Annotated in this window: 19 protein-coding genes; 9 read left to right on the top strand and 10 right to left on the bottom strand. The window is 67.7% G+C overall.

The features are described from left to right. The first annotated feature begins 58 nt into the window (after window positions 1-58). Window positions 59-1,075 (top strand): MerR family transcriptional regulator, encoded by a 1,017-nt coding sequence (locus CON77_RS04695; protein WP_232788403.1) that lies wholly within the window; start codon window positions 59-61, stop codon window positions 1,073-1,075. A 15-nt stretch (window positions 1,076-1,090) separates the two neighbouring features. Here the strand turns inward: CON77_RS04695 and CON77_RS04690 are convergent, their stop codons facing one another. After that, window positions 1,091-2,029 (bottom strand): LysR family transcriptional regulator, encoded by a 939-nt coding sequence (locus CON77_RS04690; RefSeq protein WP_101047986.1) that lies wholly within the window; start codon window positions 2,027-2,029, stop codon window positions 1,091-1,093. Between the two features lie 108 nt (window positions 2,030-2,137). Between CON77_RS04690 and CON77_RS04685 the strand changes: the two genes are divergently transcribed. The 7 genes from CON77_RS04685 to CON77_RS04655 all read left to right on the top strand — a co-directional run bounded on the left by CON77_RS04685 (window position 2,138) and on the right by CON77_RS04655 (window position 8,924). Further along, window positions 2,138-2,851, top strand: coding sequence for an HAD-IA family hydrolase (locus CON77_RS04685; RefSeq protein WP_101047985.1), 714 nt, complete (start codon window positions 2,138-2,140; stop codon window positions 2,849-2,851). Window positions 2,852-2,894: 43 nt separating this feature from the next. Next, window positions 2,895-3,983 (top strand): class 1 fructose-bisphosphatase, encoded by a 1,089-nt coding sequence (locus CON77_RS04680; protein WP_101047984.1) that lies wholly within the window; start codon window positions 2,895-2,897, stop codon window positions 3,981-3,983. A 33-nt stretch (window positions 3,984-4,016) separates the two neighbouring features. After that, entirely contained in the window at window positions 4,017-4,901 is an 885-nt protein-coding gene (locus tag CON77_RS04675) for a phosphoribulokinase (RefSeq protein WP_101047983.1), read from the top strand. Window positions 4,902-4,932: 31 nt separating this feature from the next. Next, entirely contained in the window at window positions 4,933-5,637 is a 705-nt protein-coding gene (locus CON77_RS04670; RefSeq protein WP_101047982.1) for an HAD family hydrolase, read from the top strand. Window positions 5,638-5,734: 97 nt separating this feature from the next. After that, a complete protein-coding gene (locus CON77_RS04665; RefSeq protein WP_101047981.1) occupies window positions 5,735-7,039 on the top strand; it encodes a phosphoglycerate kinase in 1,305 nt (434 codons plus the stop codon). A gap of 31 nt (window positions 7,040-7,070) precedes the next feature. Further along, a complete protein-coding gene (fba, locus tag CON77_RS04660) occupies window positions 7,071-8,138 on the top strand; it encodes a class II fructose-bisphosphate aldolase (protein WP_101047980.1) in 1,068 nt (355 codons plus the stop codon). Between the two features lie 72 nt (window positions 8,139-8,210). Further along, the gene (locus CON77_RS04655) at window positions 8,211-8,924 is read left to right on the top strand and encodes a Crp/Fnr family transcriptional regulator (RefSeq protein WP_101047979.1); all 714 of its coding nucleotides are present in this window, start codon (window positions 8,211-8,213) and stop codon (window positions 8,922-8,924) included. A gap of 24 nt (window positions 8,925-8,948) precedes the next feature. Here CON77_RS04655 and lapB read toward each other — a convergent pair whose 3' ends face one another. The 9 genes from lapB to gyrA form a co-directional block, all read right to left on the bottom strand. Further along, the gene (lapB, locus tag CON77_RS04650; RefSeq protein ID WP_101047978.1) at window positions 8,949-10,097 is read right to left on the bottom strand and encodes a lipopolysaccharide assembly protein LapB; all 1,149 of its coding nucleotides are present in this window, start codon (window positions 10,095-10,097) and stop codon (window positions 8,949-8,951) included. Beyond that, window positions 10,087-10,377 (bottom strand): LapA family protein, encoded by a 291-nt coding sequence (locus tag CON77_RS04645; RefSeq protein ID WP_101047977.1) that lies wholly within the window; start codon window positions 10,375-10,377, stop codon window positions 10,087-10,089. Before CON77_RS04645 ends, lapB begins: the two co-directional genes overlap by 11 nt. 55 nt (window positions 10,378-10,432) lie before the next feature. Continuing rightward, window positions 10,433-10,729, bottom strand: a complete 297-nt coding sequence (locus CON77_RS04640) for an integration host factor subunit beta (RefSeq protein ID WP_101047976.1) — start codon at window positions 10,727-10,729, stop codon at window positions 10,433-10,435. A 73-nt stretch (window positions 10,730-10,802) separates the two neighbouring features. Continuing rightward, the gene (rpsA, locus tag CON77_RS04635; protein WP_101047975.1) at window positions 10,803-12,479 is read right to left on the bottom strand and encodes a 30S ribosomal protein S1; all 1,677 of its coding nucleotides are present in this window, start codon (window positions 12,477-12,479) and stop codon (window positions 10,803-10,805) included. A gap of 168 nt (window positions 12,480-12,647) precedes the next feature. Then, window positions 12,648-14,693, bottom strand: a complete 2,046-nt coding sequence (locus CON77_RS04630) for a bifunctional 3-phosphoshikimate 1-carboxyvinyltransferase/cytidylate kinase (protein WP_101047974.1) — start codon at window positions 14,691-14,693, stop codon at window positions 12,648-12,650. Between the two features lie 51 nt (window positions 14,694-14,744). Then, on the bottom strand, window positions 14,745-15,647 hold the full coding sequence (locus tag CON77_RS04625; protein WP_101047973.1) for a prephenate dehydrogenase: 903 nt from the start codon (window positions 15,645-15,647) through the stop codon (window positions 14,745-14,747). Between the two features lie 11 nt (window positions 15,648-15,658). Beyond that, a complete protein-coding gene (gene pheA / locus CON77_RS04620) occupies window positions 15,659-16,777 on the bottom strand; it encodes a prephenate dehydratase (RefSeq protein WP_101047972.1) in 1,119 nt (372 codons plus the stop codon). 28 nt (window positions 16,778-16,805) lie between these two features. Further along, on the bottom strand, window positions 16,806-17,912 hold the full coding sequence (gene serC, locus CON77_RS04615) for a 3-phosphoserine/phosphohydroxythreonine transaminase (RefSeq protein ID WP_101047971.1): 1,107 nt from the start codon (window positions 17,910-17,912) through the stop codon (window positions 16,806-16,808). 58 nt (window positions 17,913-17,970) lie between these two features. Next, a complete protein-coding gene (gene gyrA, locus CON77_RS04610; RefSeq protein WP_101047970.1) occupies window positions 17,971-20,616 on the bottom strand; it encodes a DNA gyrase subunit A in 2,646 nt (881 codons plus the stop codon). Window positions 20,617-20,893: 277 nt separating this feature from the next. Between gyrA and ompA the strand changes: the two genes are divergently transcribed. Then, window positions 20,894-21,538 carry an outer membrane protein OmpA gene (gene ompA, locus CON77_RS04605; protein WP_101047969.1) on the top strand — a complete coding sequence of 215 codons (645 nt, stop codon included), beginning with the start codon at window positions 20,894-20,896 and terminating at the stop codon, window positions 21,536-21,538. Window positions 21,539-21,553 lie beyond the last annotated feature (15 nt).

Raw genomic sequence — 21,553 nt, 5'->3', positions numbered from 1 at the left:
GTGTGCAAATCATGCGCCCTGCAAGCAATACGCCCCGATGCCGACAATGGATGCACCCATGGACACCCCTTTCGCCGACTTGCTGGCCCATGCGCCCATGCCCGATGCGACCTGGTCCATCGCCGAGGTCGAGCGCGACACCGGCCTGGGCAAGGACACCTTGCGCGTCTGGGAGCGGCGTTACGGCTTTCCCACGCCCGCGCGCGACGCCGCGGGCGAGCGCGTCTACCCGCACCAGCAGTTGCAGCGCCTGCGCCTGATCAAGCGCCTGCTGGACGCCGGCCACCGACCGGGCAAGGTGGTGCCGCTGGACGACGCCCAGCTTGAGGCCTTGCTGGCGCAAGCCCGCAGTGAGCCGGCCGTTGGCGATGCCCTGTCCCCTGCGTCACAGCCCCCCCGGCTCGGTGACCCCGACACCCCCTGGCTGCGCTGGATGGCCGACAACCGCACCGACTTGGTCAAGCAGGCGCTGCAGCAGCACATCCTGCGCCACGGGCTGGGGGCCACGGTGGAGCAACTGGTCGCGCCCCTGTGTGTGCACGTGGGCGAGGCCTGGCTGCGCGGCGAGCTGTCGGTGTACCAGGAGCACCTGTTCACCGAAACCCTGCAATCCGTGCTGCGCGAGGCGATTGCCACGGTGGACGCCAGTGGCCAGACCCTGCAGCGCCGTCCGCGCGTGATGCTCACCACCACCCCGTCCGAACTGCACGGGCTGGGGCTGCTCATGGCGGAAAGCTTTTTCGCCCTGGAGTCCTGCCACCGGCTGGCGCTGGGCACCTCCACCCCGGTGGCCGACATCGTGCTGGCGGCCCAGCAGTTGCAGGTCGATGTGCTGGCCCTGAGCTACAGCGCCCACGCCTCCCGCCGCGACGTGGTGGACACCTTGCAGCAATTGGTGGAGCAGCTGCCGCGCGGCGTCGAGGTCTGGGTTGGCGGGGCGGCGGTGGCCCTGCACCGGCGCGGCCTGCCCGACGGCGTCACCGTGCTGCGCCGCGCCAGTGAAGTGCACCTGCAGGTGCACGCCTGGCGGCTGCGTCACGGCACGGCGCTGGCGTGGGGCGGTGTCCCCATTTAATTTGTCATGGACAAATCAGTGGTAGGGCAGCCGCACGAGCGGCCCGTACTTGCGCGCCAAGTGGCCTTCGGCGCGTTCCAGCATGAAGTAGCGAAAGGCCTCCGCCGCCGGTGACAGCAGTTTGGACAGGGTGTGCACCAGATTCCAGGCGCGCATCACCGGCGAGCCTTCCACGTCCAGCGTCGCGATCAGGCGGTGTTCCAGTTCCAGACCCATGGTGTGTAGCGACAGGAAGCTGATGCCCATGCCCGCCATCACCGCCTGCTTGATGGTCTCGTTGCTCGACATCTCCATCACCACGCGCGGCTCCATGCGCGACGATTCCAGGAATTTTTCCATGGCCGCGCGCGTGCCCGAGCCGCGTTCGCGCAGGATGAAACCGTAGGGGCGCAGCGACTCCACCGTCGGGTGCCCCACCTTGAGCAGGGGGTGGTCGGTGGGGGCCACGAACACATGCGGGTGGGCCGCGAACGGTTCGGCCCGGGTGGCCATCTCGTTCGGGGGCTGGCCCATCACCGCAATGTCCACCTCGTTGCCGTGCAGCATCTGCAGCAGCTGGGCGCGGTTGCCCACCGCCAGCCGGATTTCGATGCCCGCGTGTTCCTGCTGGAATTCCGCCAGCAGGCGCGGCAGGAAGTACTTGGCGGTGCTCACCATGCCGATGGTCAGCGTGCCTTCTTCCAGGCGTTTGAGGCGGGCGGCGGCGTCTTCGGCGTCTTTCAGGGTCGACAACACCTTGCGCGCGTACAGCAGCATGTACTCCCCCGCCGTGGTCAGGCTGACCTGGCGCCCGCTGCGCTCGAACAAGGGCAGGCCGATGTGGCCTTCCAACTCCTTGACCTGCATGGTCACCGCCGGCGGCGTCAGGTGCAGCACCTCGGCGGCGCGCGCGAAACTCAGGTGCCGCGACACCTCCACAAAAACCCGGAGCTGGCGGAAGGTGGCGTTTTTCATTCAGCTATAGCTTAATGATTTTCGAGAAAAATGTGAATTTACCTTAGTTAATCATTTGCTTATAGTTGACCGGACAGCGTGGCATTCCAGACCGCGCAGGAGACCCGAATGCCCCAGGCCCTGATTTTTGACGTCGATGGCACCCTGGCCGACACCGAGCAGTGGCACCTGGCCGCCTTCAACCACGCCTTCCGCGTCGAGGGCCTGGACTGGCACTGGGATGTGCCGCACTACACCCGCCTGCTCGAGGTTTCGGGCGGCAAGGAACGCATCCTGCACCACTGGCGCGAGGTGCAGCCCGGGCTGCGCGACCTCGACGGTCAGGGCGTGGCGGCCACGGTGGAGCGCCTGCACGCCCTCAAGACCGCCGCCTACGAGGAGGCCGTGCGCGATGGTGCCCTGACGCTGCGGCCCGGGGTACCGGCCCTGATCGAAGAGGCGGCGGTGGCCGGGGTGCGCCTGGCCATCGCCACCACCACCTCGCCGGCGAACGTCGCCGTGCTGATGCGCCAGGCCCTGGGGGCGGACTGGCGGCGCCGGTTCGAGGTGGTCGAGGACGCCTCCACCGCGCCCTTGAAGAAACCGCACCCGCAGGTCTACCGCAACACCTTGCGGCGCCTGGGGCTGGCGCCCGAGGGCTGTCTGGCCCTGGAGGACTCGGCCAATGGCCTGCGTGCCGCCACCGCTGCCGGTCTGGCCACGGTGGTGACGCCCAACGCCTTCACCGCCCACCACGACTTTGCCGGTGCCCTGTGCGTGCTGCCCGACCTGTCCGGCGTGCGCCTGCGCGATCTGCGTGCCCGCCTGGAGCAGCCGGCCTGACCGGCGGCGCCCCCTTTTTCGCTCATTCCCGACCGTTCATCCCATGCCGTTGTCACAACGCTCCACCCTCACGCAGTTCCTTATCGAGGAACGCCGCCGCCACCCCGACGCCAGTGGCGATTTCAACGCCCTCATCCTCGACGTGGCGCTGGCCTGCAAGGCCATCGCCCGCTCGGTCGCCTTCGGCGCCTTGGGCGACATGCTGGGCAACCACGGCGGAGGCGACAGCGTCAATGTGCAAGGCGAGACGCAGAAGAAGCTCGACGTCGTCAGCAACGAGATGTTCCTGCGCGCCAACGAATGGGGCGGCCACCTGGCCGGCATGGCCAGCGAGGAAATGGACGGGCCGTACCACATCCCGCGCCAGTTCCCGCGCGGCAAGTACCTCCTGGTGTTCGACCCGCTCGACGGCTCCAGCAACATCGACGTGAACGTGTCGGTCGGCAGCATTTTTTCCATCCTGCGTGCGCCGCAGGCGGTGGTGGACAGCGGCCGCGACGTGACCGAGGCCGATTTTTTGCAGGCCGGCGCGCAGCAGGTGGCCGCCGGTTACGCCCTCTACGGCCCCACCACCATGCTGGTGCTGACCGTGGGCACCGGGGTGTACGGCTTCACGCTCGACCCCAGCCTGGGCGAGTTCAAGCTCACCCACCCCCACATCCAGATCCCGGCCGACACGCAGGAGTTCGCCATCAACGCCTCCAACAGCCGTTTTTGGGAGGCGCCGGTCAAGCGTTATGTGGACGAATGCCTGGCCGGCAAGGCCGGTCCGCGCGGCAAGGACTTCAACATGCGCTGGATCGCCTCCATGGTGGCCGAGGCGCACCGCATCCTCATGCGCGGCGGCGTGTTCATGTACCCGCGCGACACCAAGGACCCGTCCAAACCCGGGCGTCTGCGCCTGCTCTACGAGGCCAACCCCATCGCCATGGTGGTCGAGCAGGCCGGGGGCCGGGCCAGCACCGGGCGCGTGCCCATGCTCACCGTCCCGCCGACCGGGCTGCACCAGCGCATCGGGCTGGTGTTCGGCTCCCGGCACGAGGTCGAGCGCATCGAACGCTACCACGCCGAGCCGGTGCAGGTGCCCGACGACACCCCGCTCTTTGCCAAACGCAGCCTGTTCCGCGACTGAGCCGCACATCCCATACCCGCCGGAGAACCGCCCATGTCCGAACGCCATCCCATCATCGCCATCACCGGTTCGTCGGGGGCCGGCACTTCGACGGTGACGCGCACCTTCCAGAACATCTTTCGGCGCGAAGGGGTGAAGGCCGCCGTCATCGAAGGCGACAGCTTCCACCGCTACGAGCGCCAGGCCATGAAGCAGCTCATGGCCGAGGAGGAGGCCCAGGGCAACCGCCATTTCAGCCACTTCGGCGCCGCGGGCAATTTGTTCGAGAACCTCGAAGCCCTGTTCCGCCAGTACGCCACCGACGGCAGCGGCCAATGCCGCAAATACCTGCACAACGCCGAAGAGGCCGCGCCCTACGGCCAGGCGCCCGGCACCTTCACTCCCTGGGAGACCCTGCCCGAAGGCACCGACATGCTGTTCTACGAAGGCCTGCACGGCGCCGTCAAGACGGACACGGTCAACATCGCCCAGTACCCCGATCTGCTGATTGGCGTGGTGCCCTCCATCAACCTGGAGTGGATCCAGAAGCTGATCCGCGACAAGACCCAGCGCGGCTACAGCCAGGAGGCGGTGGTGGACACCATCCTGCGCCGCATGCCCGATTACGTGAATTACATCGTGCCGCAGTTCGGGCTGACGCACGTCAACTTCCAGCGCGTGCCGGTGGTCGACACCTCCAACCCCTTCATCGCCCGCGACATCCCCAGCGCCGACGAGAGCATGGTCGTCATCCGCTTTGCCAACCCCAAGGGCATCGACTTCCCCTACCTGCTCAGCATGATCGGTGGCGCCTCGATGAGCCGGGCCAACACCATCGTCGTGCCCGGAGGCAAGATGGAGCTGGCCATGCAGCTCATCTTCACCCCCTTCATCTGGCGCATGATGGACCGCAAACAACGCGCCCTGGGCCTGGCCTGAGGCCCCCCGACACCCCACCGCTCACCACGCCATGTCTGCCGCCCCCTACCCCTACGATCTGATCCTGTTCGACCTCGACGGCACCCTGATCGAGACCGCACCGGAGATCGCCGACGCCGTCAACGACACCCTCACCGAAATCGGCCTTCTGCCCGTGGAGCAAGACCGGGTGGACCGCTGGATCGGCCACGGCACGCGCGAGCTGCTGATCCAGGCCCTGGCCTGGCGCTGGGGCGAGCCGGCCGAGGCGGTGCGCGCCTCGGACCGCTTTCCCGCCATCGAGGCCGCCTTTGGCCGGCATTACCAGCGCCGTTGCGGCACCCGCAGCCACCTCTACCCCCAGGTGCGCGACACCCTGCTGGCCCTGCGTGCCCAGGGCGTGAAACTGGCGGTGGTCACCAACAAGGAAGGGCGTTACACCCAGGCCGTGCTCGACGCCCACGCCTTGGCGCCGCTGTTCGACCGCATCGTCAGCGGCGACACCCTGCCGGTGAAAAAACCCAACCCCCTGGGCATTGCCGACACCCTGCTGCGCTACGGCGTGGCGGCCGAACGCGCGTTGTTCGTGGGCGATTCGTCCATCGACGTGGCCACCGCACGCAACGCCGGTGTCACCGTCTGGGCCTTGCCCTACGGCTACAACATGGGCGAACCGATCGAGGCCTGTGGCCCCGACCGGGTGATCGCCGATTTTTCCGCCCTGGTGCCAGTGGCCTGGCTGCCCGCCCCGGCCTGAATCCCGGGGGGGCTGCCCCCCACGTCCTGTTTCCCCCGCAACCGGCCTCGGGTCCGGTGGGGCCCGTGTTGTCCTTTCACGCCTTTGGAGACCGCCCATGAGCCCGCACCTCGCACCCCCCGCCCGTCCACCCTTCCTGGCCCGACCCGTCCCTGGCGGGCGTGCGCCACGCGCTCCGGCCACCGGTGCCCGCCCAGCGGCGCCGCCCTTCCTGCGGTTTGCCGACGTCTGTGCCAGCGGTTTTGCCAGCGGCAAGCGGGTTTTCATCCGCGCCGACCTGAACGTGCCCCTGGATGCCCAAGGCCGCATCACCGAAGACACGCGCATCCGCGCCTCGCTGCCCGCCATCCGCACCGCACTCGATGCCGGTGCGGCGGTGATGGTGACCTCCCACCTCGGCCGGCCCACCGAGGGGCAGGGGCGGCCCGAAGATTCGCTGGCGCCTGTGGCCGCTCGCCTGGCCGAACTGCTGGGCCGTCCGGTGCCGCTGGTCGCCGACTGGGTCAACGGTGGCTTTGCGCTCGGGCCGGGCGAGGTGGTGGTGCTGGAAAACTGCCGCCTCAACCCCGGTGAAAAAGACAACAGCCCGGCCCTGGCCGCCCGTCTGGGCGCACTGTGCGACATCTTCGTGCACGACGCCTTCGGCACCGCCCACCGCGCCGAGGCCTCCACCCACGGCATCGCGGTCACCGCTCCCATCGCCTGCGCCGGCCCGCTGCTGGCCGCCGAGATGGACGCCATCGCCCGCGCGCTGGCCCAGCCCCGGGGCGCCTGGGTGGCCATCGTCGGCGGTTCCAAGGTCAGCAGCAAGCTGTCCATCCTGCGGCAGCTGGCCGCCCAGGTCGACGGCCTCATCGTCGGCGGTGGCATCGCCAACACCTTCATGCTGGCCGCGGGCCTGAACATCGGGCGCAGCCTGGCCGAACCCGCCCTGGTGGACGAGGCCCGCGCCGTCATGGCCGCGATGCGGGCACGCGGTGCCGAGGTGCCCCTCCCCACCGACGTGGTGGTGGCCAAAACCTTTGCCGCCGACGCGCCCGCCTGCACCAAACGCGCCACCGACGTGGCCGACGACGACCTGATTCTCGACATCGGCCCCGAAACCGCGGCCCGCCTGGCGGCCCAGCTCCACGCCGCCGGCACCATCGTCTGGAACGGTCCGGTGGGGGTGTTCGAATTCGACGCCTTCGGTGGCGGCACCGAAGCCATTGCCCGCGCCATCGCCGCCAGCCCGGCCTTCAGCATCGCCGGCGGTGGCGACACGCTGGCCGCCATCGCCCGCTACGGCATCGGGCACCAGGTGGGCTACATCTCCACCGGCGGCGGCGCCTTTCTGGAGGTGCTTGAGGGCAAGACCCTGCCCGCTTTCGAGGTGCTGGCCCGCCGCGCCGCCGCCCACTGACTCCACATTCTCGCCCCACCGGAGACCCCCCATGGCCCTCATCACCCTGCGCCAGCTGCTGGACCACGCCGCCGAACACGGCTACGGCCTGCCCGCCTTCAACGTCAACAACATGGAGCAGATCCAGGCCATCATGCAGGCCGCCGCGGCGGTCGACAGCCCGGTCATCCTGCAAGGCTCGGCCGGTGCCCGCCGTTACGCCGGCGAGCCTTTTCTGCGCCACCTGGTGGCCGCCGCGGTCGAGATGTACCCACACATCCCCGTCTGCATGCACCAGGACCACGGTGCCTCGCCCGGCGTCTGCGGGCGCGCCATCCAGTCCGGCTTCAGCTCGGTGATGATGGACGGCAGCCTGAAGGAAGACGGCAAGACCCCCGCCAGCTACGGCTACAACGTGCGCGTGACGCGCCAGGTGGTCGATCTGGCCCACGCCTGCGGCGTGTCGGTGGAGGGCGAGCTGGGTTGTCTGGGCAGCCTGGAAACCGGCCAGGCGGGGGAGGAAGATGGCCACGGCGCCGAAGGCCAACTCGACCACGCCCAACTGTTGACCGACCCCGACGAAGCCGCCGACTTCGTCCAGCAGACCGGGGTGGACGCCCTGGCCATCGCCATCGGCACCAGCCACGGCGCCTACAAATTCAGCAGCAAACCCACCGGCCAGGTCCTGCGCATCGACCGCGTCAAGGCCATCCATGCCCGCATTCCCAACGTGCACCTGGTCATGCACGGCAGCTCCAGCGTGCCCGAAGACTGGCTGGCCACCATCAACCGCCACGGCGGCGAGATGGGCCAGACCTACGGCGTGCCGGTGGCCGAAATCGTCGAAGGCATCCGGCACGGCGTGCGCAAGGTCAACATCGACACCGACCTGCGCATGGCCAGCACCGGCGCCATCCGCCAGCACCTGGCCGAAGACCGCAAAAACTTCGACCCACGCAAGTTCTACCAAGCCGCCACCCAGGCCATGCAGGCCATTTGCGCCGCGCGTTACCAGGCCTTTGGCAGCGCCGGCATGGCCAGCAAGATCACCCGGGTGCACAGCCTGGAGGCGATGCAGCAACGCTACGACCGGGGCGAGCTGGCCCCGTGCCTGGCGTGATGCCTGCCGAACCCGTGGGGGTATGCCGCTGACGGCCGTTTTACACCGGTATTGCGGCGACAATCGGCCCCCATGATCCCGATCAAAACCGAATCGGCTTGGCGCGGCACCGCCGACTGCCAGGCCTGTGGCATCCGCGACATGGTCCTGTTTGCCGACCTGAACGAACACGATTTCGGTCTGATCCACGCCCCGATCGACGATCTGAGCCACCGCGGCGGGCAAACCCTTTACCTGGAGGGCGCCTCGGCCACCGGCATCTTCACTCTGCGCTCCGGCCTGATCAAGCTCACCCGTTTCACCCCCGACGGGCGCCAGCGCATCCTGCGCCTGCTGCGACCCGGTGACGTGGCCGGTCTGGAAGCCCTGGCCACCGGCCGCTACGACAGCGAGGCCGTGGCCATGACCGACGTCAGCGTCTGCCGCATCCCGACCGACGTCATCCACCGCCTGAGCCAGCACTCGCCCCGCCTGCACTGGCGCCTGTTGCAGAAGTGGCAGCAGGCCTTGAAAGAGGCCGACGACTGGCTGGCGGCCATCAATTTCGGCACGGCGCGGCAACGCGTCTGCAACTTCGTCCTGAAGATGCGGCACGCCACCGACCCGGGCGTCACCACCCTGTTCGCGCGCGAGGAAATGGGCGCGATGATGGACCTGAAGCTGGAGACGGTGAGCCGCGAGATCAGTGCCCTGGTGCGTGAAGGTGCGATCCAGCCGCTGGACAAGGGCGGTCGGCTGTACCGCGTGCTCGACGTGTCGATCCTGATGCCCCACACCGCCGCTTGAGGGCGGTGGGGCTGGCGTCGCGCGTCAGAGTTCTTCGACGCGTTTGGGCGGGTAACTGTCCCAGCCTTGGCAACCCGGGCATTGCCAGAAGTACTGGCGGGCCTCGAAGCCGCAGGCCGCGCAGCGGTAGCGTTTGAGCGGTTCGCTGGCGCGGTCGATGGCCTGTTTGACCAGCTTTTCCGGCTCGGTTTCACCGAAGTGGGTGCCCGTCAGCCAGAAGCCGGCCGCCACCAGCGACGGTTCCTGCTGCAGGTGCTCCAGGTAAAGCCGGCGGCCTTGCTCTGGGTCGTTCTGCAGGCTGGCCAGGGCCTGTGTCACGTCGAGCGAGGGCAGGTGCTGCTGGCGGTATTGCAGCAGCAACTGTTCGGCACGCTGGGGCGCGTGGCACAGGCGGGCCCACTGCACCAGGTTGTGTGCCACCAGCGGCAAGTGCAGGGGGGCGTGCACGGCCAGGGCTTCCAGGGCCTGGAGACCGCCTTCGGTGTTGCCCAGCGACTGGCGCATGTCGGCCAGGGCCACCCACGCCCGGGCCGAGTCGGGCACCTGGTCCACCAGGCTTTCCAGCATGGCCAGGGCTTCGGTGGTGTGGCCTTGTTGGCGCAGTTGCTGTGCCTGTTCGCAGCGGTAGTGCGCCAGGCGCAGGCGAAAACTGCCTTGCTCCCGGCCTTCCAAGCGCGCGGCGGTGTCGGCGGCCTTGTCCCAGTCCCGGCTGCGCTCGTAAATGGCGAGCAGGGCCAGTTCGGCTTCGGCCTCGAAGGCCGTGCCCTGCAGTTTCAGTAGGGCCGCTTCGGCCCGGTCCAGCAGGCCGGCCTTCAGAAAGTCCTGGGCCAGCGCCTGCTGGGCGCGTTCACGGTCTTTGGTGGCGAGATCGCCCCGGGCCAGCAGGTGTTCGTGCACGCGCACCGCGCGGTCGTAGTCGCCACGGCGGCGGAACAGGTTGCCCAGGGCAAAGTGCAGTTCGGAGGTGTCGGGGTCGTGCTGCACGGCCTCGATGAAGGCGTCGATCGCCTGGTCCTGCTGTTCGTTGAGCAGGTGGTTGAGTCCGCGGAAATAGGCCCGGGGCGCTTGTCGACCCTCCAGCCGCCACTGCCGCAGGTCGAAGCGCGAGGCCAGCCAGCCCAGGGCAAACACCAGCGGCAAAGCCCAGAGCAGCCAGGTGAAGTCAAATACCATGGGGCACGCTGTCCTGGGCGTCGGGGCCGGTGTCGGGGGAGGGCGCCGGTTCGGCCACGGCGCGCTGGGCCTGCCGGCGCGCGCGCAGCCACAGGGGCAGCATCACCGCGATCCCGAGGAACACCCCCAGGGTGAGGGCGGCCAGCAGCACCAGCACCAGCGGGGCGTGCCAGTAGGCGCCGAACAGCAGGTTCAGGCGCACGTCGTCCTGGTTGTTCAGGGCGAACGCGAACACAAGAAAAAAAATGGCTGCCTTGAGCAGCCACGCGAGGTATTTCACACAATCCCCTCAGTGGTGGGGGCATTGTAGCGGCCCCTGTCGGGTCCGCTGGGGGTCACGGGGCCTCGCCCGTGGCCGCGTCCACGGCCTGGCGCAAGGCCTTGCCCGGCTTGAAATGCGGCACCCGTTTTTCCGGGATCGCCACGCTTTCACCGGAGCGCGGGTTGCGCCCGATGCGGGGCGGCCGGTGGTTCACGGAAAAGCTGCCGAAACCGCGGATTTCGATGCGCTGGCCGCGCACCAGGGCGTCCGACATCGCTTCCAGGATGGCCTTGACCGCCCATTCGGCGTCGCGCTGGCCCAGTTGCGCAAACCGTGCCGCCAACGCTTCCACAAGATCGCTTCGGGTCATGTCATCGACGGGTTGAAACCATGAAAAAGGGCCCGACGCGTAGCGCACCGGGCCCCAGTGCAGCGGTTAAGAATTAACCGTTGTTGTCCAGCTTGGCGCGCAGCAGTGCGCCCAGGCTGGTGGTGCCGGCGTTGCCGGAGTTCTGGCTCAGGCTGGCCATGGCTTCTTGCTGTTCGGCCATGTCTTTGGCTTTGACGGACAGCTGGATGTTGCGGGTCTTGCGGTCCACGTTCACCACCACGGCGGTCACTTCGTCGCCTTCCTTCAGCACGTTGCGGGCGTCTTCCACGCGGTCGCGGGAGATTTCCGAAGCGCGCAGGTAGCCGACGATGTCTTCGCCCAGGTCGATTTCAGCGCCCTTGGCATCCACGGTCTTGACCTTGCCGGTCACGGTCGCGCCCTTGTCGTTGATCGACACGAAGGTGGTGAAGGGGTCGCTGTCCAGCTGCTTGATGCCCAGGCTGATGCGCTCGCGCTCGACGTCCACGCCCAACACGATGGCTTCGACTTCCTGGCCCTTCTTGAAGTTGCGCACGGCGGTTTCGCCGGCTTCGTTCCAGGACAGGTCGGACAGGTGCACCAGACCGTCGATGCCGGCGGCCAGACCCACGAACACGCCGAAGTCGGTGATGGACTTGATCGGGCCCTTGACGCGGTCGCCGCGCTTGGTCTGCTCGGCGAACTCGTGCCACGGGTTGGCCTTGCACTGCTTCATGCCCAGGCTGATGCGGCGCTTGTCTTCGTCGATCTCCAGGACCATGACTTCGACTTCGTCGCCCAGCGACACCAGCTTGTTCGGGGCCACGTTCTTGTTGGTCCAGTCCATTTCGGACACGTGCACCAGACCTTCAATGCCCGGCTCCAGTTCCACGAACGCGCCGTAGTCGGCGATGTTGGTGACCTTGCCGAACATGCGGGTGCCGGAGGGGTAGCGGCGGGCCACACCCATCCACGGATCGTCGCCCATCTGCTTCAGGCCCAGGCTGACGCGCTGCTTCTCGGCGTCGAACTTGAGCACTTTGGCGGTGACTTCCTGGCCAGCCTGCACCACCTCGGACGGGTGACGCACGCGGCGCCAGGCCATGTCGGTGATGTGCAGCAGGCCGTCGATGCCACCCAGGTCCACGAAGGCACCGTATTCGGTGATGTTCTTGACCACGCCGTTGACGATCGCGCCTTCGCGCAGGGTTTCCATCAGCTTGGCGCGCTCTTCGCCCATGGAGGCTTCGACCACGGCGCGGCGGCTCAGCACCACGTTGTTGCGCTTGCGGTCCAGCTTGATGACCTTGAATTCCAGGGTCTTGTTTTCGTACGGGGTCAGGTCCTTGGTCGGACGGCTGTCCACCAGCGAGCCCGGCAGGAAGGCGCTGATGCCGTTGACCATGACCTTGAGGCCGCCCTTGACCTTGGTGCCGGTGGTGCCGGTCACGAAGTCGCCGGATTCCAGGGCCTTTTCCAGGGCCATCCAAGAAGCCAGGCGCTTGGCCTTGTCGCGCGACAGGATGGTGTCGCCGTAGCCGTTTTCCACGGCTTCCACGGCCACGGACACGAAGTCACCCACTTGGACTTCGAGTTCGCCCTGGTCGTTCTTGAATTCTGCGATGGGCACGTAGGCTTCGGACTTCAGGCCGGCGTTGACGACCACGTGGTTGTGCTCGACGCGAACGACTTCGGCGGTGATGACCTCGCCCGGGCGCATTTCGGCGCGTTGCAGCGATTCTTCAAACAGGGCGGCAAAAGATTCAGACATGTGGTTTCCTAGACCGCGCACCCGGCTGAATGGAGGATTGGCGCGCGGCGAGTACAAAGACGCTCGGCCTAGCGGCCAAACGGGTTGCAGGTTGAGATCCCTCGGGCCTGCGGATTCAGAAACATCCGGCGGGGCCGTTGGGGCCATCGCCCCTTGCGGGGCTGGGGGTCACGCCCCCGTGAAGGGGCGCTGCGCCGCCCACCAGGCCAGCACCTGCTCCACCGATTGCTCGATGGTTTGCTCGGAGTTGTCGAGGTGGAAGGCGTCTTCGGCGGGCTTTAACGGGGCGTCCTGACGCGATGAATCGCGCAGGTCGCGGGCCTTGAGGTCCGCCAAAAGGTTTTCGAGTTTAGCAGGAGTGCCCTTGGAAATCAATTGCTTATGGCGCCGTTCGGCGCGTTGCTCGGCGCTGGCCGTCAGAAACACCTTGAGCGGCGCGTCCGGGAAGATCACGGTCCCCATATCGCGCCCGTCGGCCACCAGGCCGGGCAGGGCGCGGCAGCGGTGCTGCAGTTCCAGCAGGCCCTGGCGCACTGCCGGCACGGCGGACACGCGCGAGGCGGCCATGCCGGCGGCTTCGGTGCGCACCGCGTCGCTCACGTCCTCGCCGTTGAGCAGCACCCGGTCGCCGGCAAAGGCCACGGGCATCTCGCGCGCCAGCGTGCCCAGGCGCTCGGCGCTGTCCGGTTGTCGCAGCGCGGCCTCGTCGGTGGCCAGGCCGGCGCGTTCGGCGGCCAAGCCCACCAGCCGGTACAGCACGCCCGAGTCCAGCAGGCCAAAGCCCAGCGCCTGGGCCACGGCGGCCGCCAGCGTGCCCTTGCCCGAGGCGGTCGGGCCGTCGATGCAGATCACCGGGATGGCCGCGGGCGCCGCCTGGCAGACGCCGAACAGGGTTTCGAAGTAGTCGGGGAAGGTCTTGGCCACGCACTTCGGGTCTTCGATGCGCACCGGCACGCCGCCCGGGTTGAAGGCCGCCAGCGAGAAGCACATGGCCACCCGGTGGTCGTCGTAGGTGTGGATGGACGCGGCGCGCCAGCCGGCGGCCGCCAGCGGCCAGACGCGGATGAAGTCGGCCCCTTCCTCCACCTGCGCGCCCAGTTTGCGCAGCTCGCAGGCCATGGCGGCGATGCGGTCGGTTTCCTTCACCCGCCAGCTGGCGATGTTGCGCAGCGTGCTGGGGCCGTCGGCGTACAGCGCCATCACCGCCAGCGTCATCGCCGCGTCGGGGATGTGGTTGCAGTCCAGGTCGATAGCCCGCAGCGGCCAGGCGCCGCGCTGGATGTGCAGCGCATTGGCCGAGCCGCTGACCTCCGCGCCCATGGCCTGCGCGGCTTCGACGAAGCGGATGTCGCCCTGGATCGAGGCCAGTCCCACGCCCTGCACGGTGATGCCGTCGTGCCCCGCGCGGGCCGGCGCCAGTGCGCCCAGGGCGATGAAGTAGCTGGCGGAAGAGGCATCGGCCTCGACGTGGATGCTGCCCGGCGAACGGTAGCGGCTGCCGGCCGGGATGGTGAAGGCGGCCCAGCCCTCGCGCTGCACCACCACGCCAAAGCGCGCCAGCAGCTGCAGCGTGATCTCGATGTAGGGTTTGGAAATCAGTTCGCCCACCACCTCGATGCGCACGTCGTGCCGCGCCACCAGCGGCAGGGCCAGCAGCAGGGCGGTGAGGAACTGGCTGGAGACGTCGCCGCGCACGCGGATCGGCTGGTCCAGGGCCAGCGTGGTCGCCTGCCCATGGCCCAGGCGCAGTGGCGGGTAGCCTTCGTTGCCGAGGCATGTCACCGGGCAGCCCAGTTGGCGCAATGCGTCCACCAGGTCGCCGATCGGGCGTTCGTGCATGCGCGGGATGCCGCTGAGCTCGAATTGACCGCCGTGCTGGCTCGCCAGCAAGGCCAGGGCGGCGGTGAGCGGGCGCATGGCCGTGCCGGCGTTGCCCAGGAACAGCCGGGCCTGGCGCACCGGCAGCTGACCGCCCAGGCCGCGCACCTTCACGGTCTGGCCGGGCAGGCGCTCCACCCCGCAGCCCAGCGCGTCCAGGGCGTCGAGCATGACCCGGGTGTCGTCGGAGTCGAGCAGGTCGTGGACGGTGGTGTCGCCCTCGCTCAAGGCCGCCAGCAGCAGCACCCGGTTCGAGATGCTCTTGGAGCCGGGCAGGTGCACCGTGCCGCCGGCGCTGTGCAGGGGAGGGAGGTCGAGAAAATGGGTCGAATACATGGCCGGGTCAAGCGGGATGGCGGGGCGCCGATGGCGGCCCAGCCGGGTGGGTCAGGGCGAGTCGGTGGAGGCTGCGGGCAGGGCGGGTGTGCCGGCCGGTCCGGGCCAACCCGCGCGCGCCGCGCTGGCCTGGCGGATCAGGCGCTGCAAGGCCAGCGGGTCCTGGTCGCGCATGGTGGCCTCCAGCGCGTCGAGCGCGGCGCGGAAGTGTCGGGACTGGGTCAGCACCTCGGCCTGGTTGGCCAGCAGGATGTCGCGCCAGACGCTGGGGTCGCTGGCCGCGATGCGGGTGAAATCGCGAAAACCCGGACCGGCCAGGGCCAGGAAGCGCTGTGCCTCGGGCTGGGCCTGGATGGCGTTCATGGCCGCAAAGGCCAGCAGGTGCGGCAGGTGGCTGACGGTGGCGTAGGCGGCGTCGTGGTCCTGCGCGCTCATCTGGCGCACCCGGGCGCCCAGGGCGGTCCACACCGCGCTGGCCCGTTGCACCTGGGTGGGGTCGGTTTCGGGCAAAGGGGTCAGCACCACCTGGCAGCCTTGGTACAGGTCGGCGTCGGCGTGGTCCACGCCCGCCGTTTCCTTGCCGGCGATCGGGTGGGCCGGCACGAAGCCGGCCAGGTGCTCCTTCAGGGCACGCCGGGCCGCGGCCACCACGTCGCCTTTGGTCGAGCCCACGTCCATCAGCAGGGTGTCCGGGCCGATCAGGTGGCGGATGGTTTTGAAGGTGTCTTCGGTGGCGGCCACCGGCACGGCCACCAGCACGATGTCGGCGCCCGACACGGCCAGCAAGGCCGACGGTGCCTCCACGTCGATCACGCCCAGTGCGCGCGCGCGCTGCAAGGTGCTGGGCGACTTGCTGTACCCCGCCACCCGCTTGACCAGACCGGCCCGTTTCAAGGCCAGCGCAAAGGAGCCGCCCATCAGGCCGCAGCCGATCAGACCCAGTTGTTCGAACATCGCCGCGGTCCTCAGTCCGACACCGGGTAGGCGCCCAGCACCTTGTAGAAGGCGCACAGGCCCTGCAGTTCGCGCAGGGCGGCGGCCACGTGCGGCTGGCTGGGGTGGCCGGCGATGTCGATGTAGAAGTAGTACTCCCACTGCCCCGATTTGGCCGGGCGCGATTCGAAGCGCGTCATCGAAACGCCGTTGTTCTTCAGCGGCACCAGCAAATCGTGCACGGCGCCGGGGCGGTTCGGTACCGACACCACGATGCTGGTGCAGTCCTGGCCCGAGGCCGGCGGGGTGGCCAGCGTCTGCGGCAGGCAGATGACGGCGAAGCGGGTGCGGTTGTAGGCCTCGTCCTGGATGGCGTGCGAGACGATGTGCAGGCCGAATTGCGCGGCGGCGCGTTCGCTGGCGATCGCCGCCCAAGCCGGGTTGGTGGCCGCCAGACGGGCGCCTTCGGCGTTGCTGGCCACAGCGCGGCGTTCCGCGTTGGGCAGGTATTGCGTCAGCCAGTTCTGGCACTGGGCCAGCGCCTGGGGGTGTGCCATCACCACCTCGATGCCGTCGAGGGCGTTGGTCTGGCACATCAGGTTGTGGCGCACCAGCAGGCTGACTTCGCCCACCACGTGCACGGGCGAGCGCAGGAACAGGTCCAGCGAGCGCGCCACCACCCCTTCGGTCGAGTTCTCCATGCCCACCACGCCGTACTGGGCGGTGCCTGCCGCCGTGGCGTGGAACACCTCGTCGAAGTTGGCGCAGTAGATCAGGTTGGCGGCGCTGCCGAAGTATTCGATCGCGGCTTCCTCACAGAACGTGCCTTGCGGGCCCAGCACCGCCACCCGCTGCGGCGCCTCCAGCGCCAGGCAGGCCGACATGATTTCGCGCCAGATGGCGCCCACATGCTGGTTCAGCAGCGGGCCCTGGTTGGCGTTCTGGATTTTTTCAATGACCTGGGCCACGCGGTCGGGCCGGAAAAAGGGCGAGCCCTCGGCGCGCTTGATGGCGCCCACCTGTTCGGCCACCAGGGCGCGTTGGTTGAGCAGGCTCAGCAGTTGCTGGTCGATGGCGTCGATCTGCACGCGCAGGGTGCCCAGCGCCTCGCTTTGCACGGGGCCGTTGCCGGTCGGTTGGGGGTCGGTCATGTGGGGGGGTCTCCGCGCGGGTGGGGCTTTAAGCTTGGGTGCGCTCGAATTCGCGCAGGTAGTCCACCAGCGCCTGCACGCCTTCGATGGGCAGGGCGTTGTAGAGGCTGGCGCGCATGCCGCCCACCGATTTGTGGCCCTTGAGCTGCAGCAGGCCGCGCGCCTTGGCGCCGTCCAGGAAGGCGTCGTTGCGGCTTTCGTCCTTCAGGAAGAAGGGGATGTTCATGCGCGAACGGCAATCCTTGGCCACGCGGTTTTCGTAAAACGCCGATTGGTCGAGGAAGTCGTACAGCAAAGCGGCTTTGGCGGTGTTGCGCGCCTCCATGGCCGCTACGCCGGTCTTGTCGCCTTCGCGCTGGGCCTTGAGCCACTGGAAGATCAGCCCGGCCATGTAGATGCCGTAGGTGGGCGGCGTGTTGTACATGGAGCCGTTGTCGGCCACCAGCTTGTAGTCGAAGGCGCTGGGGCAGATGGGCAGGGCGTGGCCGATCAGGTCTTCGCGCACCACCACCAGCGTCACGCCGGCCGGGCCGATGTTCTTTTGTGCGCCGCCAAAGGCCAGGCCGACGCGGTTCCAGTCCACCGGGCGCGACAGCACGTTGGAGGAAAAATCGATCACCAGCGGGGCGTCGCAGCCCAGCGCTTTCAGGTCCGGCAGTTCCTGGAATTCGACGCCGTGGATGGTCTCGTTGCTGCACAGGTGCACGTAGCTGGCGTCGCGGCCCAGTTGCCAGGTGCCGGGGGCGGGCAGGGTGGTGAACTGGCTGGCCTGGCCGCTGGCCGCGGTGCGGGCCTGGCCGTATTTCTGCGCTTCTTTGGCCGACTTCTGGCTCCAGCTGCCGGTGAGCACAAAGTCCATCGGCTGGCCGCGCGACAGGTTCAGCGGCACGATGGCGTTTTCGGCCAGCCCGCCGCCCTGCATGAACAGAATTTTGTAGTGCGCGGGCACCGCCAGCAGCTCGCGCAGGTCGGCTTCGGCCTGCTCGTAAATCGAGATGAATTCTTTGCCCCGGTGGCTCATTTCCATCACGCCCATGCCGCTGCCGTGCCAGTCCAGCATCTCGGCGGCGGCCTGTTGCAGCACGGCCTCGGGCATGGTGGCGGGGCCGGCGGAAAAATTGTACGGACGGGTCATGGGCAATCGGTGGTGGGGGCCGGGCAGGGCCCGGCGGAGTCATCGGACAACGAAAGGCTCAAGCGGTGGGTGCATCGGCCTCGCCAGAGGCATCCGCACCGTCGCCACCCGCGTCCACATTCGCGTCGTTTTCCACGATGCGCTGCAGGCCGCTCAGTTGGGCGCCTTCGTCCAGGCTGATCAGCGTCACCCCCTGGGTGGCGCGGCCGAGTTCGCGGATTTCGCTGACCCGGGTGCGTACCAGCACGCCGGTGTCGGTGATGAGCATGATCTCGTCGTCCGCGTGCACCAGGGTGGCAGCCACCACCTTGCCGTTGCGCTCGGATTGCTGAATGGCGATCATGCCCTTGGTGCCGCGGCCGTGGCGGGTGTATTCGCCGATCGGGGTGCGCTTGCCGTAGCCGTTTTGGGTGGCGGTCAGCACGCTTTGCTGTTCGTCCTCGGCCACCAGCATGGCGATCACGCTCTGGGTTTCTTCCAACATCATCCCGCGCACGCCGCGGGCGTTGCGGCCCATGGGGCGCACGTCGTTTTCATCGAAGCGCACGGCCTTGCCGCCGTCGCTGAACAGCATCACGTCGTGGGCGCCGTCGGTCAGCGCCGCGCCAATCAAAAAGTCGCCTTCGTCCAGGTCCACCGCGATGATGCCGGCCTTGCGCGGGTTGCTGAATTCGTCCAGCGCGGTTTTTTTCACCGTGCCCATGCTGGTGGCCATGAACACGTAGCGGTCGTCCGGGAACTTGCGCATCTCGCCGGTCAGCGGCAGCACCACGTTGATTTTTTCACCGTCTTGCAGCGGGAACATGTTGACGATGGGGCGGCCACGCGAGCCGCGCGAACCCGCCGGCACCTCCCAGACCTTGAGCCAGTACAGCCGGCCGCGGTTGCTGAAGCACAGGATGTAGTCGTGCGTGTTGGCGATGAAGAGCTGGTCGATCCAGTCGTCTTCTTTGGTGGCGGTGGCCTGTTTGCCGCGCCCGCCGCGCTTCTGCGCCCGGTATTCGCTCAGCGGCTGGCTCTTGATGTAGCCGCTGTGACTCAACGTCACCACCATGTCGGTCGGGGTGATCAGGTCTTCGGTGCTCAGGTCTTGCGCGCTGTGCTCGATTTCGCTGCGGCGCGCGCCCAGCTTGGTCTGGCCGAATTCGGCCTTGATGGCGGTCAGCTCGTCGCCGATGATGGTGGACACGCGCTCGGGCTTGGACAGGATGTCGAGCAGGTCGTCGATCTCGGCCATCACGTCCTTGTACTCGGCGACGATCTTGTCCTGCTCCAGCCCGGTCAGGCGCTGCAGGCGCATTTGCAGGATTTCCTGCGCTTGCGTTTCGCTCAGGCGGTACAGGCCGTCGCCCTGCATGCCGAAGGCGCGCTCCAGGCCTTCGGGGCGGTAGTCGTCGGCATTCACCACCGTGCCATCTTCCTTGGCGCGGGTCAGCATCTGGCGCACCAGCTGGCTGTCCCAGCTGCGGTTCATCAGCTCGGCCTTGGCCACCGGCGGTGTCGGGCTTTCGCGGATGATGCGGATGAACTCGTCGATGTTGGCCAGCGCCACCGCCAAGCCTTCGAGCACGTGACCGCGGTCGCGTGCCTTGCGCAGGTTGAACACCGTGCGGCGCGTCACCACTTCGCGGCGGTGCTGCAGGAAGATGTCAATCAGGTCCTTCAGGTTGCACAGTTTGGGCTGGCCGTCCACCAGCGCCACCATGTTCATGCCGAAAGTGTCCTGCAACTGGGTCTGCTTGTACAGGTTGTTCAGCACCACCTCGGGCACTTCGCCGCGCTTGAGCTCGATCACCACCCGCATGCCGTCCTTGTCGGACTCGTCCTGGATGTGGCTGATGCCTTCGATCTTCTTCTCGTGTACCAGCTCGGCAATGCGCTCCAGCAGCGTCTTCTTGTTCACCTGGTAGGGGATTTCATCGACGATGATGGCCTGGCGCTGGCCTTTGTCGATGTCCTCGAAGTGGCACTTGGCGCGCATCACCACCCGGCCGCGGCCGGTGCGGTAGCCGTCTTTCACCCCGGTGATGCCGTAAATCAGGCCAGCGGTGGGGAAGTCCGGCGCCGGCACGATTTCCATCAGGTCGTCGATGGACGCGTCCGGGTGCTGGAGCAGGTGCAGACAGGCGTCCACCACCTCGTTGAGGTTGTGCGGCGGGATGTTGGTGGCCATGCCCACCGCGATGCCGGCCGAGCCGTTGATCAGCAGGTTGGGCAGGCGCGCTGGCAGCACCAGCGGTTCCGATTCGCTGCCGTCGTAGTTGGGCCCGAAATCGACGGTTTCCTTGTCGATGTCGGCCAACATTTCGTGGGCGATCTTGCTCAGGCGGATTTCGGTGTAACGCATGGCCGCGGCGCTGTCGCCGTCCACCGAGCCGAAGTTGCCCTGGCCGTCCACCAGCATGTGGCGCAGGGAAAAGTCCTGTGCCATGCGCACGATGGTGTCGTACACCGCGCTGTCGCCGTGCGGGTGGTATTTACCGATCACGTCACCGACGATACGGGCCGATTTTTTGTACGGCCGGTTCCAGTCGTTGTTCAGCTCGTGCATGGCGTACAGCACGCGCCGGTGCACGGGTTTCAATCCATCGCGCGCATCGGGCAGGGCGCGGCCCACGATCACGCTCATCGCGTAGTCGAGGTAGCTGCGGCGCATTTCCTCTTCGAGGCTGATGGGCAGGGTTTCCTTGGCGAAAGAGGTCATGGGCGCGGGCGTGGATGGTGCAGACAATCTGCCATTTTAAGAGGGGTCGGCACCGGGGGCGGGAAAGGCCGGCGTGGCCCAGTGGCGAGGCATGTGTTGCGATCGTGCAACATTTGCCTTTTACCGGCGCAGGCCATGGCAGCCTGTCGCCTCGGTCCCGCCCCCTTTCATTGGCTTGTGGCAAAATAAATTCCGCAGTAAAAAGCCATGGCCTGCAAGTCTTGGCCGACCAACCCCCAGTCGCAGAGTCATCTGTGCCAACATCAAGAGGAAATCGATGAAACAACTCAACAAGATCGCAGCGCTGTTCGCCACTGCCGCCCTGGCCACTGCCGCTGGCGCCCAGTCCATCGACAACTGGAAGAACGGTTCCGGCGACCTGGTGTGGAAGAACGGCACCAACGAACTGTGCTGGCGCGACGCCAACTGGACCCCGGCCACCGCCGCCCAAGGCTGCGACGGCGCCATCGTGCCCGCCGCTCCGGCGCCCGCTCCGGCTCCTGTGGCCGCCCCGGCTCCCGCCGCTGCCGCTCCGGCACCTGCTCCGGCTCCGGCACCCGTCGCCGCCTCCAAGGTGACCTACGCCGCCGACGCTTTCTTCGACTTCGACAAGGCCGTGCTCAAGCCCGAAGGCAAAGCCAAGCTGGACGATCTGGCCGGCAAGGTCAAGGGCATCAACCTGGAAGTGATCATCGCCGTGGGCCACACCGACGCCACCGGCGCCGACGCCTACAACCAGAAGCTGTCCGTCAAGCGGGCCGAAGCCGTGAAGGCCTACTTGGTGAACAAGGGCATCGAAGCCAACCGCGTTTACACCGAAGGCAAGGGCGAAGCCCAGCCGGTGGCCGACAACAAGACCAAGGAAGGCCGTTCCAAGAACCGCCGCGTTGAAATCGAAGTGGTGGGCACCCGCGCCAACTGATCGGTTCTTTGCTCC

Origin of the sequence: Macromonas nakdongensis (assembly GCF_002837145.1) — a bacterium.
GTDB classification, from domain to species: Bacteria; Pseudomonadota; Gammaproteobacteria; order Burkholderiales; family Burkholderiaceae_C; genus Macromonas_B; species Macromonas_B nakdongensis.
Note: the sequence above shows the minus strand (reverse complement) of the source record. Positions and strands in the feature narration are given on the sequence as shown.

Coding starts and splice junctions, on each gene's coding strand:
- CON77_RS04695 (WP_232788403.1), top strand. CDS start 59: ATGGACACCCCTTTCGCCGACTTGCTGGCCCATGCGCCCATGCCCGAT.
- CON77_RS04675 (WP_101047983.1), top strand. CDS start 4,017: ATGTCCGAACGCCATCCCATCATCGCCATCACCGGTTCGTCGGGGGCC.
- lapB (WP_101047978.1), bottom strand. CDS start 10,097: ATGGTATTTGACTTCACCTGGCTGCTCTGGGCTTTGCCGCTGGTGTTT.
- fba (WP_101047980.1), top strand. CDS start 7,071: ATGGCCCTCATCACCCTGCGCCAGCTGCTGGACCACGCCGCCGAACAC.
- gyrA (WP_101047970.1), bottom strand. CDS start 20,616: ATGACCTCTTTCGCCAAGGAAACCCTGCCCATCAGCCTCGAAGAGGAA.
- CON77_RS04670 (WP_101047982.1), top strand. CDS start 4,933: ATGTCTGCCGCCCCCTACCCCTACGATCTGATCCTGTTCGACCTCGAC.
- CON77_RS04655 (WP_101047979.1), top strand. CDS start 8,211: ATGATCCCGATCAAAACCGAATCGGCTTGGCGCGGCACCGCCGACTGC.
- CON77_RS04685 (WP_101047985.1), top strand. CDS start 2,138: ATGCCCCAGGCCCTGATTTTTGACGTCGATGGCACCCTGGCCGACACC.
- CON77_RS04625 (WP_101047973.1), bottom strand. CDS start 15,647: ATGTTCGAACAACTGGGTCTGATCGGCTGCGGCCTGATGGGCGGCTCC.
- CON77_RS04665 (WP_101047981.1), top strand. CDS start 5,735: ATGAGCCCGCACCTCGCACCCCCCGCCCGTCCACCCTTCCTGGCCCGA.
- rpsA (WP_101047975.1), bottom strand. CDS start 12,479: ATGTCTGAATCTTTTGCCGCCCTGTTTGAAGAATCGCTGCAACGCGCC.
- CON77_RS04640 (WP_101047976.1), bottom strand. CDS start 10,729: ATGACCCGAAGCGATCTTGTGGAAGCGTTGGCGGCACGGTTTGCGCAA.
- serC (WP_101047971.1), bottom strand. CDS start 17,912: ATGACCCGTCCGTACAATTTTTCCGCCGGCCCCGCCACCATGCCCGAG.
- ompA (WP_101047969.1), top strand. CDS start 20,894: ATGAAACAACTCAACAAGATCGCAGCGCTGTTCGCCACTGCCGCCCTG.
- CON77_RS04680 (WP_101047984.1), top strand. CDS start 2,895: ATGCCGTTGTCACAACGCTCCACCCTCACGCAGTTCCTTATCGAGGAA.
- CON77_RS04690 (WP_101047986.1), bottom strand. CDS start 2,029: ATGAAAAACGCCACCTTCCGCCAGCTCCGGGTTTTTGTGGAGGTGTCG.
- CON77_RS04630 (WP_101047974.1), bottom strand. CDS start 14,693: ATGTATTCGACCCATTTTCTCGACCTCCCTCCCCTGCACAGCGCCGGC.
- pheA (WP_101047972.1), bottom strand. CDS start 16,777: ATGACCGACCCCCAACCGACCGGCAACGGCCCCGTGCAAAGCGAGGCG.